The sequence below is a fragment of the Armatimonadota bacterium genome (genome assembly GCA_036504095.1).
Lineage (GTDB): Bacteria > Armatimonadota > DTGP01 > JAKQQT01 > JAKQQT01 > DASXUL01.
The window spans coordinates 168,259-180,469 of record DASXVS010000040.1 but is presented as its reverse complement, the minus strand read 5'-3'; the positions used below and the strand labels follow the sequence as shown (position 1 = coordinate 180,469).

General features: G+C 60.5%; 22 protein-coding genes. All 22 read left to right on the top strand.

Annotation, left to right across the window (positions count from 1 at the left end):
* Positions 1–187: elongation factor Tu (gene tuf / locus VGM51_08125; GenBank protein HEY3413009.1), on the top strand; the 187-nt coding region annotated here is incomplete at its 5' end.
* A gap of 86 nt (positions 188–273) precedes the next feature.
* Entirely contained in the window at positions 274–582 is a 309-nt protein-coding gene (rpsJ, locus tag VGM51_08120; GenBank protein ID HEY3413008.1) for a 30S ribosomal protein S10, read from the top strand.
* A 178-nt stretch (positions 583–760) separates the two neighbouring features.
* On the top strand, positions 761–1,378 hold the full coding sequence (gene rplC, locus VGM51_08115) for a 50S ribosomal protein L3 (GenBank protein HEY3413007.1): 618 nt from the start codon (positions 761–763) through the stop codon (positions 1,376–1,378).
* A gap of 1 nt (position 1,379) precedes the next feature.
* Positions 1,380–2,024, top strand: a complete 645-nt coding sequence (gene rplD, locus VGM51_08110; protein HEY3413006.1) for a 50S ribosomal protein L4 — start codon at positions 1,380–1,382, stop codon at positions 2,022–2,024.
* Positions 2,021–2,311 (top strand): 50S ribosomal protein L23, encoded by a 291-nt coding sequence (gene rplW / locus VGM51_08105; GenBank protein ID HEY3413005.1) that lies wholly within the window; start codon positions 2,021–2,023, stop codon positions 2,309–2,311. The genes rplD and rplW overlap by 4 nt, the downstream gene beginning before the upstream one ends.
* A gap of 2 nt (positions 2,312–2,313) precedes the next feature.
* Complete coding sequence (rplB, locus tag VGM51_08100; GenBank protein HEY3413004.1) at positions 2,314–3,144, top strand: 50S ribosomal protein L2; 831 nt, start codon at positions 2,314–2,316, stop codon at positions 3,142–3,144.
* Positions 3,145–3,220: 76 nt separating this feature from the next.
* The gene (gene rpsS, locus VGM51_08095) at positions 3,221–3,505 is read left to right on the top strand and encodes a 30S ribosomal protein S19 (GenBank protein HEY3413003.1); all 285 of its coding nucleotides are present in this window, start codon (positions 3,221–3,223) and stop codon (positions 3,503–3,505) included.
* A 273-nt stretch (positions 3,506–3,778) separates the two neighbouring features.
* Positions 3,779–4,132 (top strand): 50S ribosomal protein L22, encoded by a 354-nt coding sequence (rplV, locus tag VGM51_08090; protein ID HEY3413002.1) that lies wholly within the window; start codon positions 3,779–3,781, stop codon positions 4,130–4,132.
* A 2-nt stretch (positions 4,133–4,134) separates the two neighbouring features.
* Positions 4,135–4,905 carry a 30S ribosomal protein S3 gene (gene rpsC / locus VGM51_08085; protein ID HEY3413001.1) on the top strand — a complete coding sequence of 257 codons (771 nt, stop codon included), beginning with the start codon at positions 4,135–4,137 and terminating at the stop codon, positions 4,903–4,905.
* Entirely contained in the window at positions 4,883–5,320 is a 438-nt protein-coding gene (rplP, locus tag VGM51_08080; protein HEY3413000.1) for a 50S ribosomal protein L16, read from the top strand. Before rpsC ends, rplP begins: the two co-directional genes overlap by 23 nt.
* A complete protein-coding gene (gene rpmC / locus VGM51_08075) occupies positions 5,307–5,510 on the top strand; it encodes a 50S ribosomal protein L29 (GenBank protein ID HEY3412999.1) in 204 nt (67 codons plus the stop codon). Before rplP ends, rpmC begins: the two co-directional genes overlap by 14 nt.
* Complete coding sequence (gene rpsQ, locus VGM51_08070; protein ID HEY3412998.1) at positions 5,511–5,792, top strand: 30S ribosomal protein S17; 282 nt, start codon at positions 5,511–5,513, stop codon at positions 5,790–5,792.
* An 82-nt stretch (positions 5,793–5,874) separates the two neighbouring features.
* Entirely contained in the window at positions 5,875–6,243 is a 369-nt protein-coding gene (gene rplN, locus VGM51_08065) for a 50S ribosomal protein L14 (protein HEY3412997.1), read from the top strand.
* Between the two features lie 131 nt (positions 6,244–6,374).
* On the top strand, positions 6,375–6,704 hold the full coding sequence (gene rplX / locus VGM51_08060; protein HEY3412996.1) for a 50S ribosomal protein L24: 330 nt from the start codon (positions 6,375–6,377) through the stop codon (positions 6,702–6,704).
* 97 nt (positions 6,705–6,801) lie between these two features.
* Positions 6,802–7,353, top strand: a complete 552-nt coding sequence (rplE, locus tag VGM51_08055; protein ID HEY3412995.1) for a 50S ribosomal protein L5 — start codon at positions 6,802–6,804, stop codon at positions 7,351–7,353.
* A 102-nt stretch (positions 7,354–7,455) separates the two neighbouring features.
* Positions 7,456–9,540, top strand: a complete 2,085-nt coding sequence (gene fusA, locus VGM51_08050) for an elongation factor G (protein ID HEY3412994.1) — start codon at positions 7,456–7,458, stop codon at positions 9,538–9,540.
* Positions 9,533–9,718 (top strand): type Z 30S ribosomal protein S14, encoded by a 186-nt coding sequence (locus VGM51_08045; protein HEY3412993.1) that lies wholly within the window; start codon positions 9,533–9,535, stop codon positions 9,716–9,718. The genes fusA and VGM51_08045 overlap by 8 nt, the downstream gene beginning before the upstream one ends.
* A 124-nt stretch (positions 9,719–9,842) precedes the next feature.
* The gene (rpsH, locus tag VGM51_08040; protein ID HEY3412992.1) at positions 9,843–10,241 is read left to right on the top strand and encodes a 30S ribosomal protein S8; all 399 of its coding nucleotides are present in this window, start codon (positions 9,843–9,845) and stop codon (positions 10,239–10,241) included.
* 222 nt (positions 10,242–10,463) lie between these two features.
* Positions 10,464–11,039 (top strand): 50S ribosomal protein L6, encoded by a 576-nt coding sequence (gene rplF / locus VGM51_08035; GenBank protein HEY3412991.1) that lies wholly within the window; start codon positions 10,464–10,466, stop codon positions 11,037–11,039.
* A 1-nt stretch (position 11,040) separates the two neighbouring features.
* A complete protein-coding gene (gene rplR / locus VGM51_08030) occupies positions 11,041–11,406 on the top strand; it encodes a 50S ribosomal protein L18 (GenBank protein HEY3412990.1) in 366 nt (121 codons plus the stop codon).
* 52 nt (positions 11,407–11,458) lie between these two features.
* Positions 11,459–12,031 carry a 30S ribosomal protein S5 gene (rpsE, locus tag VGM51_08025; GenBank protein ID HEY3412989.1) on the top strand — a complete coding sequence of 191 codons (573 nt, stop codon included), beginning with the start codon at positions 11,459–11,461 and terminating at the stop codon, positions 12,029–12,031.
* A complete protein-coding gene (rpmD, locus tag VGM51_08020) occupies positions 12,024–12,209 on the top strand; it encodes a 50S ribosomal protein L30 (protein HEY3412988.1) in 186 nt (61 codons plus the stop codon). Before rpsE ends, rpmD begins: the two co-directional genes overlap by 8 nt.
* The last annotated feature ends 2 nt before the right edge of the window (positions 12,210–12,211 follow it).

Below are 12,211 nucleotides of genomic sequence, written 5' to 3'. Positions count from 1 at the left end.
CACAACGGACGTAACGGGCAACATGGACCTTCCCGAAGGCGTGGAGATGGTGATGCCCGGTGACAACGTGACGATCAAGGCGGAACTGATCGTTCCGATCGCGATGGAGATCGGTCTCCGCTTCGCGATTCGCGAAGGCGGCCGCACGGTTGGAGCCGGCGTCGTCTCCGAAGTTCTGCCCGATTAACAGAGAGGCCAGGGCTGAGGGCTGTGGGCTGAGGGGATCACTTCTCAGTCGTCGGCCTTCAGCTCTCAGCCCCGCAAGGAACATTAATGGCGAAAGACAAAGTTCGAATCCGTTTGAAAGCCTTTGACCACAAAGTGCTCGACCAATCCGCCGAGCGCATCGTGGATACAGCAAAGCGCACCGGCGCCCGGTTCTCAGGCCCCGTGCCGCTCCCGGTGGAAAAGAACATTTATTGTGTGCAGCGCTGTCCGACCATCGACAAAGAGTCCATGGAGCACTACGAACTGCGCACACATAAGCGGTTGATCGATATTCTGGACCCGTCTCCGAAGACCATCGATGCGTTGATGCGCCTCGACCTCCCGAGCGGCGTGGACATCGAGATCAAGTTGTAGACGAGGAGACAGGGGTTGGGAGGTAGGACGTAGGCCAGGTATCCACCTGCGCGCAAGGTCCATCTTCCATCATCCATCTTCAATCTTCAAAAAACGCAGCCAATCCGGCTGCCATGACTTGCAGGGTACGTTTCCCCGGAAACGCAGACCAGCCCGTATGGGCTGAGGAATGAAACCAATGCCCCGAATGATTTTGGGTAAAAAGCTGGGAATGACGCAGATCATCGAAGCCGATGGTCGCGTGATCCCCGTCACTGTGGTAGACACGGGATCCTGCCGGGTGACGATGAAGAAGAGCGCCGACGGTAAGGACAAGTACGACGCTTACCAGGTCGGCTATGAGGAAGTGCATCCCAAGCGGCTCACGAAGCCGGAGCGGGAGCACCTGGCGAAGAACAACATCCCGCCGCTTCGCCATCTGAAGGAAATACGTGGCGCAACGGACGCTGAAATCGGCGCGTCGCTCCCCGCCACGATCTTCGAGGCCGGCGAGAAGGTGGACGTTACCGGCACGAGCAAGGGCAAGGGGTTCCAGGGTGTCGTGAAGCGGTACCACTGGCACGGCGGCGATATGACACACGGCTCGATGATTCACCGCAAGCCGCAGTCCGGCGGCGCCACGGATGCCGCGCACGTGTTCAAGAACTCGGGCAAGCCGGGCCATATGGGGCACGAAACAGTGACGGCCAAGCGCCTGACCATTGCCCGTGTGGACGCGGATCGCAACCTCCTGCTGATCAAAGGGGCCGTTCCCGGCCCGCGCGGCGGAGTAGTTTCCGTGCGGGAGGCGAAGTAACATGGCAACTATTAAAGTTTTGAACCAATCCGGCCAGCCGGCCGGCGACCTTGAGGTTAGCGACGGCGTGTTCGCGACCACCGCCAGCACGGCTCTCGTGCACCAGGCCGTGATCGCGGAGCAGGCGTCGTGGCGAAGCGGCACGCACAAGGCCAAGACCCGCGCAGAAGTGTCCGGCGGCGGCCGAAAGCCCTGGCGCCAGAAGGGCACCGGCCGCGCACGTCAGGGCAGCACCCGCGCTCCCCATTGGCGCCACGGCGGCGTGACCTTCGGCCCGGTTCCGCGCGATCACAGCGTGAAGCTGAACCGGAAGATGCACGAGAAGGCGATTCGCGGGGTCCTCAGCAACCGTGTTGAGACTACGCTCCGGGTCGTGGACAGTCTGGCCGTGCCAAGCGGCAAGACGAAGGACATGATCGCCCTCCTGAACAGCATCAACGCTGTGGGGAAAGTGCTCTTCGTGTTCGACGACGAGTTCGTACTGAGCGAGGCGTTTGACCCGACGTTCCGCAGCCTGCGGAACCTGCCGAACGTGATCGACTTCGCGTTGTCGGACGACTTGAGCGTTTACGACCTGCTGAATGCCAACGCCATCGTTGCCACAAAGGCGGCCATCGAGACCATTGGGGAGGTCTACGCAAAATGAGAGACCCGTATACAATCATCGAACGGCCGCTGATCACCGAAAAGGCCGTGGACCTTCAGCACGAAGGCAAGTACACTTTCCGGGTGGCCAAGGATGCGAACAAGATTCAAATCCGCCAGGCCATCGAGAGCATCTACAGCGTGCAGGTTGAATCCGTCAACACGCTGAACGTTCGTGGCGAGATCCGCCGCGTGGGCAAGGGCCGTCCCGGCCGCCAGCCCGCGTGGAAGAAGGCATACGTTACGCTCGTTCCCGGTCAGAAGATCGAACTGGTGGAGGGAGTCTAACCATGCCACTGCAACAGAAAAAGCCGACTTCCCCGGGCCGCCGGTTCGCCGTGCTGCCGGACTACAGCGAAGTCACAACAAACACGCCTGAAAAGTCGCTCCTTCGCCCGATCAAGAGATCGGGTGGGCGCAACAACCAGGGCCGCATGACGATGCGGCACCAGGGTGGCGGCAACAAGCATATGTACCGCGTGATCGATTTCCGCCGCGAGAAGGCCGGTGTTCCGGCCAAGGTCGCGACGATCGAATACGATCCGAACCGGTCCGCGCGAATCGCCCTTCTGTTCTACGCCGATGGCGAGAAGCGCTACATCATCGCGCCAACCGGCTTGAAGGTCGGTGACGTGGTCCTGAGCGGCGATGGCGCCGACATCAAGCCGGGGAATGCGCTTCCTCTGAAGAACATCCCGGTGGGCACAACCGTGCACAACGTTGAGTTGTCGCCCGGCCGCGGCGCCGCGATGGCCCGCAGCGCCGGCACGAGTGTGCAGCTAGTCGCCAAGGAAGGCGCGTACGCTACGCTGCGTCTGCCCTCCGGCGAAATGCGGCTTGTATTGGCGGCGTGTATGGCCACCATCGGCCGCGTGGGCAATGCCGAGCACGAGAATATCAGCCACGGCAAAGCCGGACGCGTACGCCTGATGGGCAAGCGACCCGCCAACCGAGGCGTAGCGATGAACCCGAGGGACCATCCACACGGTGGTGGCGAGGGCAAATCGCCGGTGGGACGCAAGACCCCGATGACGAAATACGGGAAGAAGACCGGTACCAAGACTCGCCACAACAAGGCGACGGACAAACTTATCGTGAAGCGCCGCGGATTGAAGGGCTGACAGTCGTCTGCGTTGAGCCTTCGGCCGGTTGTTTGACCGGAGGCTGGGCGCGGGCGCTGGACGCCGGAGAATATGAATGCCAAGAAGCATCAAAAAGGGTCCCTATGCCGAGCAGCGATTGCTGGATCGCATAGACAAGATGAACGCCCATAACGAAAAACGGATCATCAAAACCTGGTCGCGGCGCTCGACTATCTTCCCGCAAATGGTGGGACACACCATCGCGGTGTACGATGGCCGCAAGCACGTGCCTGTGTTTGTTACTGAGAATATGGTTGGGCATAAATTGGGGGAATTCGCCCTCACACGTACGTTCAAGGGACACGCCGGGCGTACGGAGAAGGCCAGCCGCGTGCGTTAGGTCTGCGGAGAAGAACCTATGACAGATACGAACAACTCCGGGGCGGCCCCAGCGCGCGTGGGCCGGAACCCGCAACAAGAGAAGGGGCAGGTCCGCAAGGTCCTGCAAATGGCCGCATTCAAGAAACTGCCCGTGCGGCGGTACGAGATTGGCGGCAAGGGTAAACAGCGCGTATTCACGCTTTATACCGTCAAGCCGACGGCGTTTACCGATGACGTGAAGGCTCGCCTGTCGGAAGCTCTGAAGGCCGAATTCGACAAAGAGCCGACAGTCGTGGTGGTCGCCGAGGCCGCCGCGGTGGCGAAGAACATCCGCCGAACGCCGCTGAAGGTCCGGCACGTGCTGGAACTGGTTCGCGGCAAGAAAGTGGATCAGGCTCTGGCCATCCTCAAGTTTACGCCGAACTTTGCCGCCGAAGACATCTTCAAGGTGGTTAAGAGCGCGGCCGCGAACGCCGAGAACGGTTGGGGCGCGGGACCCGAGGAACTGGTCATTTGCGAGTGCTACGCGGACAAAGCCGCGGTGATGAAGCGCTTCAAGCCGGGCCCGATGGGTCGCGCACGTCCGATCCTGAAGTTCTTAAGCCACATCACGGTCGTGGTGGCCGACGCTTCGGCGGGGAGATAACTATGGGACAAAAAGTAAATCCGATCGGCTTCCGCGTCGGCATCAATAAGGATCACCTCAGCAAATGGTACGCCAACAACAAGAACTACGCCGATTTGCTTGAGGAAGACCTGAAACTGCGCGGCTGGCTGAAATCCAAGCTGTACCAGGCCGGAATCGCCCGCATTGAGATCGAGCGGTTCGCCGGCAAAATGAAGGTCAATATCCACACCGCGAAACCCGGAATCATCATCGGCCGCGGCGGCAAGGGCATCGACGATCTTCGCGCTGACGTTGAGCGGTTCATCAACAAGCCGGGAATGACCACCATCAACGTGGTGGAAATCCGCGTGCCCGAGATGGAAGCGCAACTGGTGGCGGAAAGCATCGCGCAGCAGATCGAAAAGCGCATCGCTTACAAGCGCGCGATGCGCCAGAGCATGCAGCGGACGATGAAGATCGGCGCCAAGGGCATGAAGATCATCTGCAGCGGCCGGCTGGCCGGTTCAGAAATGGCCCGCGTGGAGTGCAACAAGGACGGCAAAATCCCGCTGCACACCATCCGCGCCGATATCGACTACGGTTTCTGCGAAGCCCTGACGACCTACGGCCACATCGGCATCAAGGTCTGGATCTACAAGGGCGACATTCTTGACAAGCAGCGGGCGGGCTCTCGACCGGAATCCGGTTTCGATCACGCCGGCCGAGACCGTGATCGCGGGCCGCGCCGCGAACGCGTGAATGAACGCGGTGAGAGGAGGAGAGTCCGAGTTGTTAATGCCCAAGAAGGTTAAGCACCGCAAGCAGCATCGCGGTCGCATGTGGAACGCCGCCAAGGGTGGATCGGATATCGCCTTCGGCGAGTTCGCGCTTCAGGCTCTGGAGCCGTCGTGGGTTACGAACAACCAGATTGAGGCTGCTCGTATCGCGATGACACGCCACGTAAAGCGCGGCGGCAAGATCTGGATTCGGATCTTCCCGGACAAGCCGTTCACCAAGAAGCCGGCGGAAACCCGCATGGGTTCCGGCAAGGGCGCGCCCGAAGGTTGGGTGGCCGTTGTCAAGCCTGGCCGCATTATGTTCGAGATGGCCGGCGTTCCGGAGGAAATGGCTAAGGAAGCCATGCGCCTCGCGTCGCACAAACTGCCCATCAATACCCGCTTCCTGGTTCGCGCGAAAGAGGAGATGACTGAAAATGAAAGCATCTGAACTTCGCCTGAAGAACGTGGCGGAACTGAAAAAGCAGATACATGCGAATTACAAGGACATGTATGAATTGCGCTCCAAGTCCGCGATGGGCCAGGTGCCGAATGCGCGGCTTATGCGGACGCTCAAGAAAGACGTTGCTCGCTGTCTGACACTCATCACCGAGGCAGAGCGGGCGGGAGCCGCTAAATAAATGACGGAAACCACACCCAAGGCCGCTGAAGAGCGCGCCAGCCGCAAAGTGCGTATCGGCAAGGTTGTCAGCGACAGGATGGACAAAACCATCGTAGTTGCCATTGAAAACCTTATCCGCCATCGCCTTTATGGCAAGACGCTGAAGCGCAGCAACAAGTTCAAGGTCCACGACGAGGCCAACGACGCTCGCGTCGGCGATGTCGTCGAGATCATGGAAACCCGCCCATTGAGCCGCGAAAAGCGGTGGCGGCTTGTTCGCGTCGTGGAACGCGCCAAGTAGTGAAGTTTCGAGTTCCTGGTTCCGAGTATCGCGAACAGCCACTCGGAACTCGGAACACGGAACTCGAAACTGAGGAACACCAATGGTTCAGAATTTTACGTTATTGAAAGTCGCCGACAACAGCGGCGCTAAGACAGTCCGCGTCATCCGCGTCCTTAAGGGCAGCAATGCCCGCTACGGTCTCGTCGGCGACGTCATCGTGTGCAACGTCAAGTCCGCTACGCCTGGCGCCGCTGTGAAGAAGGGCGACGTCGTGCGAGCGGTTGTGGTTCGCACCGCCAAGACGATCCGCCGCCCCGATGGCAGCTACGTTCGGTTCGACGATAACGCGGCTGTGCTGATCAACGCCGCCAACGAACCGCGGGGAACGCGCGTCTTCGGACCGGTTGCCCGCGAACTCCGCGACAAGCAGTTCATGAAGATCATTTCACTGGCGCCGGAAGTCCTGTAAGTCCCGAGTTTCGAGTTCCTGGTTCCGAGACTCGGAACTCGGAACGCGGAACTCGGAACTCGGAACTGGAGAGCAATATGTCAAGCAAGAAGAACATTGTGTACGCGGACAATTTTACCGCGCAGCGCAAGATGCAGATAAAGAAAGGCGATGTCGTTCTGATCATCGCCGGCAAGGACAAGGGCAAGCGTGGCGCAGTGCTCGAGGTGAAGCCTCGGGAAAACCGTGTTGTCGTCGAGAACCTCAATATGGTGGTCAAGCACAAGAAGCCGCGCCAGCAGAAGGTTGGAGCCCACGAGGAAGGCCGCTATGAAATGCCGGCCGCCATCGACCGTTCCAACGTGATGCTGTGCAACCCTAACCACATCGTTAAGGGAGAGGCCCAGCCCGCCAAAATCGGCCACAAGCTGGTTGAAGGCAAATGGGTGCGGTTCGACCGCACAACGGGCGACACGCTCTGAATTAGAAGCCCTGGCCGGGGATCTGCCCCGGAAAGGCGAATCCACGGCGGATGACCTCCGCCCATCCTGAGCCGGTCGGAAATCGGCAGGAGCAAATATGTCACGGTTACGAGAGAAATACGAGAAAGAGATTGTGCCCGCGTTGATGAAGGAGTTCTCCTACGCCAACGTGATGATGGCGCCTAAGATCAACAAGGTCGTCGTGAACATGGGCGTTGGCCGAGCGGGGCAGACCGGCGGAGAACCGAAACTGCTGGACGGCGCGATCAAGGACCTGACCGCGATCACCGGCCAGAAGCCCGTTATCACCAAGACTAAGAAGTCCATCGCGGCCTTCAAGATCCGCGCCGGCGCCAAAGTCGGCTGCATGGTGACGCTTCGCGGCGATATGGCCTACGAGTTCATCGACCGCCTGTTCAACGTTACCCTGGCGCGCGTCCGTGACTTCCAGGGCCTGAACCCGAACTCATTTGACGGGCGCGGGAACTTCTCCTTCGGCATGAAGGAGCAGTTGACCTTCCCCGAGATCGAGTACGACCGGGTGGACCAGGTGCGCGGCATGGACATCATCATCCAGACCACGGCTCGCAATGACGAAGAGGCCGCCAGCCTGCTTCGCAAACTGGGAATGCCGCTGGCCAAGAAATAGATTCATCTCACCGGGCGCGGTTTATCACCGCGCCCGGACACGCCGGTGAATCCGCCGGCTCCGCTTCAAAGTACCTTGTTCGTTTCTTAGATAGGGAACGTGATGAAACAGTACGACGCCTGCAATATACGTAATATCGCACTTGTGGGACACGGCCACAGCGGAAAGACCACCCTCACCGAGGCTATGCTGGTCGCCGCCGGGGCCAAAGACCGCCTTGGCAAAGTAGAAGACGGAACGGCTACGACGGATTTCGATCCGGACGAAGTAAAGCGGCAGATGAGCATCAGCGCCGCCCTTGCCCCCTTCGAGTGGAACGGCACGAAAGTAAACGCTATCGACGTCCCGGGTTACCTCGATTTTGTTGGTGAGGTGCAGGGGGCTCTAAGGGTCGCCGATGCAGCGCTCATCGTGATGAATGCCAACAGCGGGCTGGAAGTCGGCGCGGAAGTCGCCTGGGATATGGCGAAGAAGAACAATGTGGTCCGACTGATTTTCGTGAATCGCATGGACCGTGAAAACGCGGACTTCTACCGGATAGTGGAAGAGCTGCGCGGCAAATACGGCAAGACGGTAGTTCCCGTGGAACTCCCGATTGGGGCCGAGGAAAGCTTTAAGGGCACCGTTGATCTGATCAACGAGACGGCGAGCGTCTGGAACGGCACGGCCTTCGAAGAAGTCCCGGTTCCGGACGATATGAAGGAAGTGGTGGCGACTTACCGCGATACGCTGATGGAAGCGGCGGCCGAGAACGATGACGAGCTCATCCTGAAATACCTGGACGGGGAGCCGTTGACCATTGAAGAGATGGACCACGGCCTGCACCTCGGCGTCAAAGCCGGTACGCTGGCCCCGGTTTTCTGCGGCAGTGCGGTGAAGGGCATCGGAGTGAAGACGCTGATGGACGATATCGTCCTTCTGGCGCCGAGCCCCGCCGAACAGCCGACCGAACATGGGAAGAATCCGGACACCGGCGAGGAAGAGGACCGCGAGTTGACCAACCCGTCGACCTCGGCGCTCGTCTGGAAGACCACCGCGGACCCGTATGTCGGCAAACTGACGTATTTCCGCGTCATGAGCGGGGTCGTAAAACCGGACTCTCATCTGTGGAACGCAACGCAGGCGCGCGATGAACGCGTGGGCAGCGTCTTCTTCCTGCACGGCAAGACACAGGAACAGGCCAGTGAGGTTCGGGCGGGCGACATCGCGGCGGTTGCCAAGATGGCCGTCACGTCCACGGGCGACACGCTCTGCGACGCGAGCAAGAAAATCGTTTTCGATGAGATGGTGTTTCCGACGCCGGTGTATGAAGTGGCCGTTTTCGCGCAGACCAAGGCCGACGAAGACAAATTGGGGCCCGCCCTCCAGCGAATGGCGGAAGAAGACCCAACCGTCTCGATCCGCCGGGATGCGGAGACCGCTGAAACCATCGTTGCCGGCATGGGGGAGAGCCATGTGGACATCGTTGTTGACCGGTTGAAGAGGAAGTTTGGAGTGGGCGTCAACACGAAGCCGGCCAAGGTTCCGTATCGGGAAACAATCAAATCCAAGGCGAGGGCCCAGGGCCGCCACAAGAAGCAGTCGGGTGGCCGCGGGCAGTTCGGGGATTGCGTGGTGGAGTTCGAGCCGGTGGGGCGCGGCGAAGGCCTGCAGTTTGTGGACAAGATCGTCGGCGGCGCCATCCCGCGCAACTTCATCCCTGCCGTCCAGAAGGGCGTAGAGGAAGCGATGGCGGACGGCGTCATCGCGGGATATCCCACGGTGGACGTTCGGGCGACGGTTGTGGACGGTTCGTTCCACCCGGTGGACTCCTCGGAGATCGCGTTCAAGATCGCCGGCGGCCTGGCGTTCAAGGAAGGCATCCAGAAGGCGCAGCCGGTGCTGCTGGAGCCCGTGGTGGAAGCGGAGATTATCGTACCGGAGGCGCAGACCGGAGATATCATCAGCGACCTCAACGGCAAGCGCGGACGCGTGCTAGGGATGGAGCCGATAGGCGACGGAATGCAGGTTGTCCGGGCTGAAGTCCCGCAACCGGAGATGACGCGTTACGCAGTGGACCTTCGCAGCATCACCCGAGGCCGCGGTCGGTTCAGCACCAAGTTTTCACATTATGAAGAAGTTCCTGCCCACCTGATTCCTCAGATTGTGGCGGACCGAAAGAAGGAGAAAGAAGCCGCTCATGGCTAAGAGATCACTGATCGAAAAGTGCAAGAGGCCCAGCAAATTCAAAGTGCAGGCCTACACGCGTTGCCGCCGTTGCGGCCGCCCTCGCGGCGTGTTCAAGAAGTTCGGCATTTGCCGCATCTGCTTCCGCGAACTGGCGTGCTCAGCCCAGCTGCCCGGCATCACGAAGAGCAGTTGGTAGAATCACGTTTCGAGTTCCTGGTTCCGAGTTCCGAGTTTCGGAACCAGGAACTCGGAACTCGGAACTAGAACGCCCGTCGCGTCGGCTGTGCAGCCGAGACCGCGGGAGGAATTCACAGAGGAACATGAACGTAACAGATCCGATTGCAGATTTGCTGACCCGCATCCGAAACGGCTTCCATGCCAACAAGGATACGGTAGAACTCCCTTCGTCGAAACTGAAGACGGAGATCCTGCGCATTCTGGAGCAGGAAGGCTATATCAGCGGCTTTGAGGCCGTGACCGTGGACGGGCATCCCCGCCTGAAGGTCACGCTGAAGTACGGCCCGCGCCGCACCAAGGCCATTCGCGAGATAAAGCGCATCTCGAAGCCCGGTCTCCGGGTGTACAAGAGTTCCGCGCTCGTGCCGCGCGTTCAGGGCGGCATGGGCATCGCCATCCTCACCACGTCCCAGGGCGTGATGACGGATCGGCGCGCCCGCCAGCTGGGTATCGGCGGCGAGGTGCTGTGCACGGTGTGCTGACGGGGTAGAGTTCCTGGTTCCGAGTTTCGAGTTTCGAAACCAGGAACTCGAAACACGGAACGCGGAACTCGATACTACGAACGCATACGCGCTATAATGGTGAGGCTCCGACGCCTCCTCAGGATGTCGGAGCATTTGTCGTCTGGCAGGCCCACGCGGGGAACCGCCGGACAGTCGTCCTGGAAAAAGGCCACCGGCCTAATCACAGGACAGGGGTAATATATGTCTCGAATCGGCAAACAGCCCATCGCCCTCCCGTCGGGCGTTGAGATTACACAACAGGACGGTATCGTGGCGGTGAAGGGGCCGAAGGGTTCCCTCAGCCAGCCGATACCGGCCGTATTGAACGTAAAAGTGGAAAACGGTGTCGTTACCGTTGCCCGCACGGTTGAATCCACGGAAGCCCGGGCCCAGCACGGCCTCATCCGGACGCTCATCGCCAATATGGTGAAGGGCGTGACCGATGGATTTTCGAAACACCTCGATATCAGCGGTGTCGGCTATCGTGCGACATTGCAGGGGCCAACGCTGCAACTCGCTCTGGGGTTTTCCCACCCCGTCATCGTTGAGCCCCGGCCGGGCATCTCATTCGAAGTCGGAATGGACACCAACACGCGCTCGCCATTCATTCTCATCAGCGGTATCGACAAGCAATTGGTGGGGCAGCAGGCAGCGGAGATTCGCGGCCTGAAGAAGCCGGAGCCCTACAAGGGTAAAGGCATTCGCTACCGCGGCGAAGTTATCCGGCGCAAAGCCGGCAAGGCTGGCAAGGCCGGCGGCGGAAAGGGCAAGAAGTAACATGGCAAAGACGAGACGCGAAGCGCGCGCCCAACGCCATATGCGGGTGCGCAAGAACGTGAGCGGCACGCCCGCCAAGCCCCGCCTGTGCGTGTTCCGGAGCAACGTGCATATCTATGCGCAGTTGGTCGATGACAGCACCGGCACCACCATCACGGCCGCCGGGTCCGTCGAGAAGGCCCTTCGCGAAGATCTGAAGGGCAATGGCGGCACCGTGGAAGCAGCGAAGAAGGTGGGAGCCCTGCTGGCGAAGCGCGCCGGTGAAAAGGGAATTGAGGTTGCGGTGTTTGACCGCGCCGGCTATCTCTACCACGGTCGCGTCGCCGCTCTGGCAGACGCCGCCCGTGAAGCCGGGCTGAAGTGCTAGTACCACTAACCCGGAGGGCCATGCGCCCACACGAGAACGGAACGAAAGACCAATGAGACCTAGTCAAAATAGAGAACGCCGGCCGCAGCAGCAGACGAACGAGTCGGGCCTTGAAGAGCGTATCATCCGCACCAACAAGGTGCAGAAGACACACAAGGGCGGCCGCACCCTCTCCTGGAGCGTATTGATCGTCGTCGGCGACAAGAACGGCAGCGTGGGCGTCGGCCTCGGCAAGGCGCTCTCGATCCCGGACGCTATCCGCAAGGGAGTTGAGACCGCCAAGAAAGCCCTGATGGTCGTGCCGATGGTTGGGACAACCCTGCCGCACGAAATCACCGTGGACTTCGGCGCCAGCCGCGTGATGCTCAAGCCTGCCGCGCCCGGTACGGGCGTGGTGGCGGGCGGCGCCGTCCGCGCCATCCTGGAAGCCGCGGGCGTGAAAGACGTCCTGGCCAAGTCGCTGGGTTCAAACAACCCGGTGAACAACGCCTGGGCAACGATCAAAGCGCTCTCCCAACTCCAGACGGTAGAGCAGACGATGGCCCGCCGCGGCGTTGGCCTGGACAGCCTGAGCGTTCGCCCCGAAGTCCGGGCGGCCGCCGCTGGGAGGATTCAAAATGCCTAAGCTGAGAGTTACGCTCACCCGGAGCCCCATCGGTTACGAAAAGAGCCAGCGCGCCACTGCGGAAGCGCTCGGCCTGCGCAAGTTGCAGCACAGCAATATCCTTCCGGACAGCCAGGCTGTGCGCGGTGCTGTGCGCAAGATCCGCCACCTGGTTGTGGTGGAAGAGGTCGAAGACTAAAT

Bases quoted from the DNA above. Each gene is read 5' to 3' on its own strand.
- rplR (HEY3412990.1), top strand. From the start codon at position 11,041: ATGGCAAAGACGAGACGCGAAGCGCGCGCCCAACGCCATATGCGGGTG.
- rpsC (HEY3413001.1), top strand. From the start codon at position 4,135: ATGGGACAAAAAGTAAATCCGATCGGCTTCCGCGTCGGCATCAATAAG.
- fusA (HEY3412994.1), top strand. From the start codon at position 7,456: ATGAAACAGTACGACGCCTGCAATATACGTAATATCGCACTTGTGGGA.
- rplD (HEY3413006.1), top strand. From the start codon at position 1,380: ATGGCAACTATTAAAGTTTTGAACCAATCCGGCCAGCCGGCCGGCGAC.
- rpsE (HEY3412989.1), top strand. From the start codon at position 11,459: ATGAGACCTAGTCAAAATAGAGAACGCCGGCCGCAGCAGCAGACGAAC.
- rpmC (HEY3412999.1), top strand. From the start codon at position 5,307: ATGAAAGCATCTGAACTTCGCCTGAAGAACGTGGCGGAACTGAAAAAG.
- rpsS (HEY3413003.1), top strand. From the start codon at position 3,221: ATGCCAAGAAGCATCAAAAAGGGTCCCTATGCCGAGCAGCGATTGCTG.
- rplB (HEY3413004.1), top strand. From the start codon at position 2,314: ATGCCACTGCAACAGAAAAAGCCGACTTCCCCGGGCCGCCGGTTCGCC.
- rplN (HEY3412997.1), top strand. From the start codon at position 5,875: ATGGTTCAGAATTTTACGTTATTGAAAGTCGCCGACAACAGCGGCGCT.
- rplC (HEY3413007.1), top strand. From the start codon at position 761: ATGCCCCGAATGATTTTGGGTAAAAAGCTGGGAATGACGCAGATCATC.
- rpmD (HEY3412988.1), top strand. From the start codon at position 12,024: ATGCCTAAGCTGAGAGTTACGCTCACCCGGAGCCCCATCGGTTACGAA.
- rplW (HEY3413005.1), top strand. From the start codon at position 2,021: ATGAGAGACCCGTATACAATCATCGAACGGCCGCTGATCACCGAAAAG.
- rplE (HEY3412995.1), top strand. From the start codon at position 6,802: ATGTCACGGTTACGAGAGAAATACGAGAAAGAGATTGTGCCCGCGTTG.
- VGM51_08045 (HEY3412993.1), top strand. From the start codon at position 9,533: ATGGCTAAGAGATCACTGATCGAAAAGTGCAAGAGGCCCAGCAAATTC.
- rplF (HEY3412991.1), top strand. From the start codon at position 10,464: ATGTCTCGAATCGGCAAACAGCCCATCGCCCTCCCGTCGGGCGTTGAG.
- rpsH (HEY3412992.1), top strand. From the start codon at position 9,843: ATGAACGTAACAGATCCGATTGCAGATTTGCTGACCCGCATCCGAAAC.
- rpsQ (HEY3412998.1), top strand. From the start codon at position 5,511: ATGACGGAAACCACACCCAAGGCCGCTGAAGAGCGCGCCAGCCGCAAA.
- rplX (HEY3412996.1), top strand. From the start codon at position 6,375: ATGCAGATAAAGAAAGGCGATGTCGTTCTGATCATCGCCGGCAAGGAC.
- rpsJ (HEY3413008.1), top strand. From the start codon at position 274: ATGGCGAAAGACAAAGTTCGAATCCGTTTGAAAGCCTTTGACCACAAA.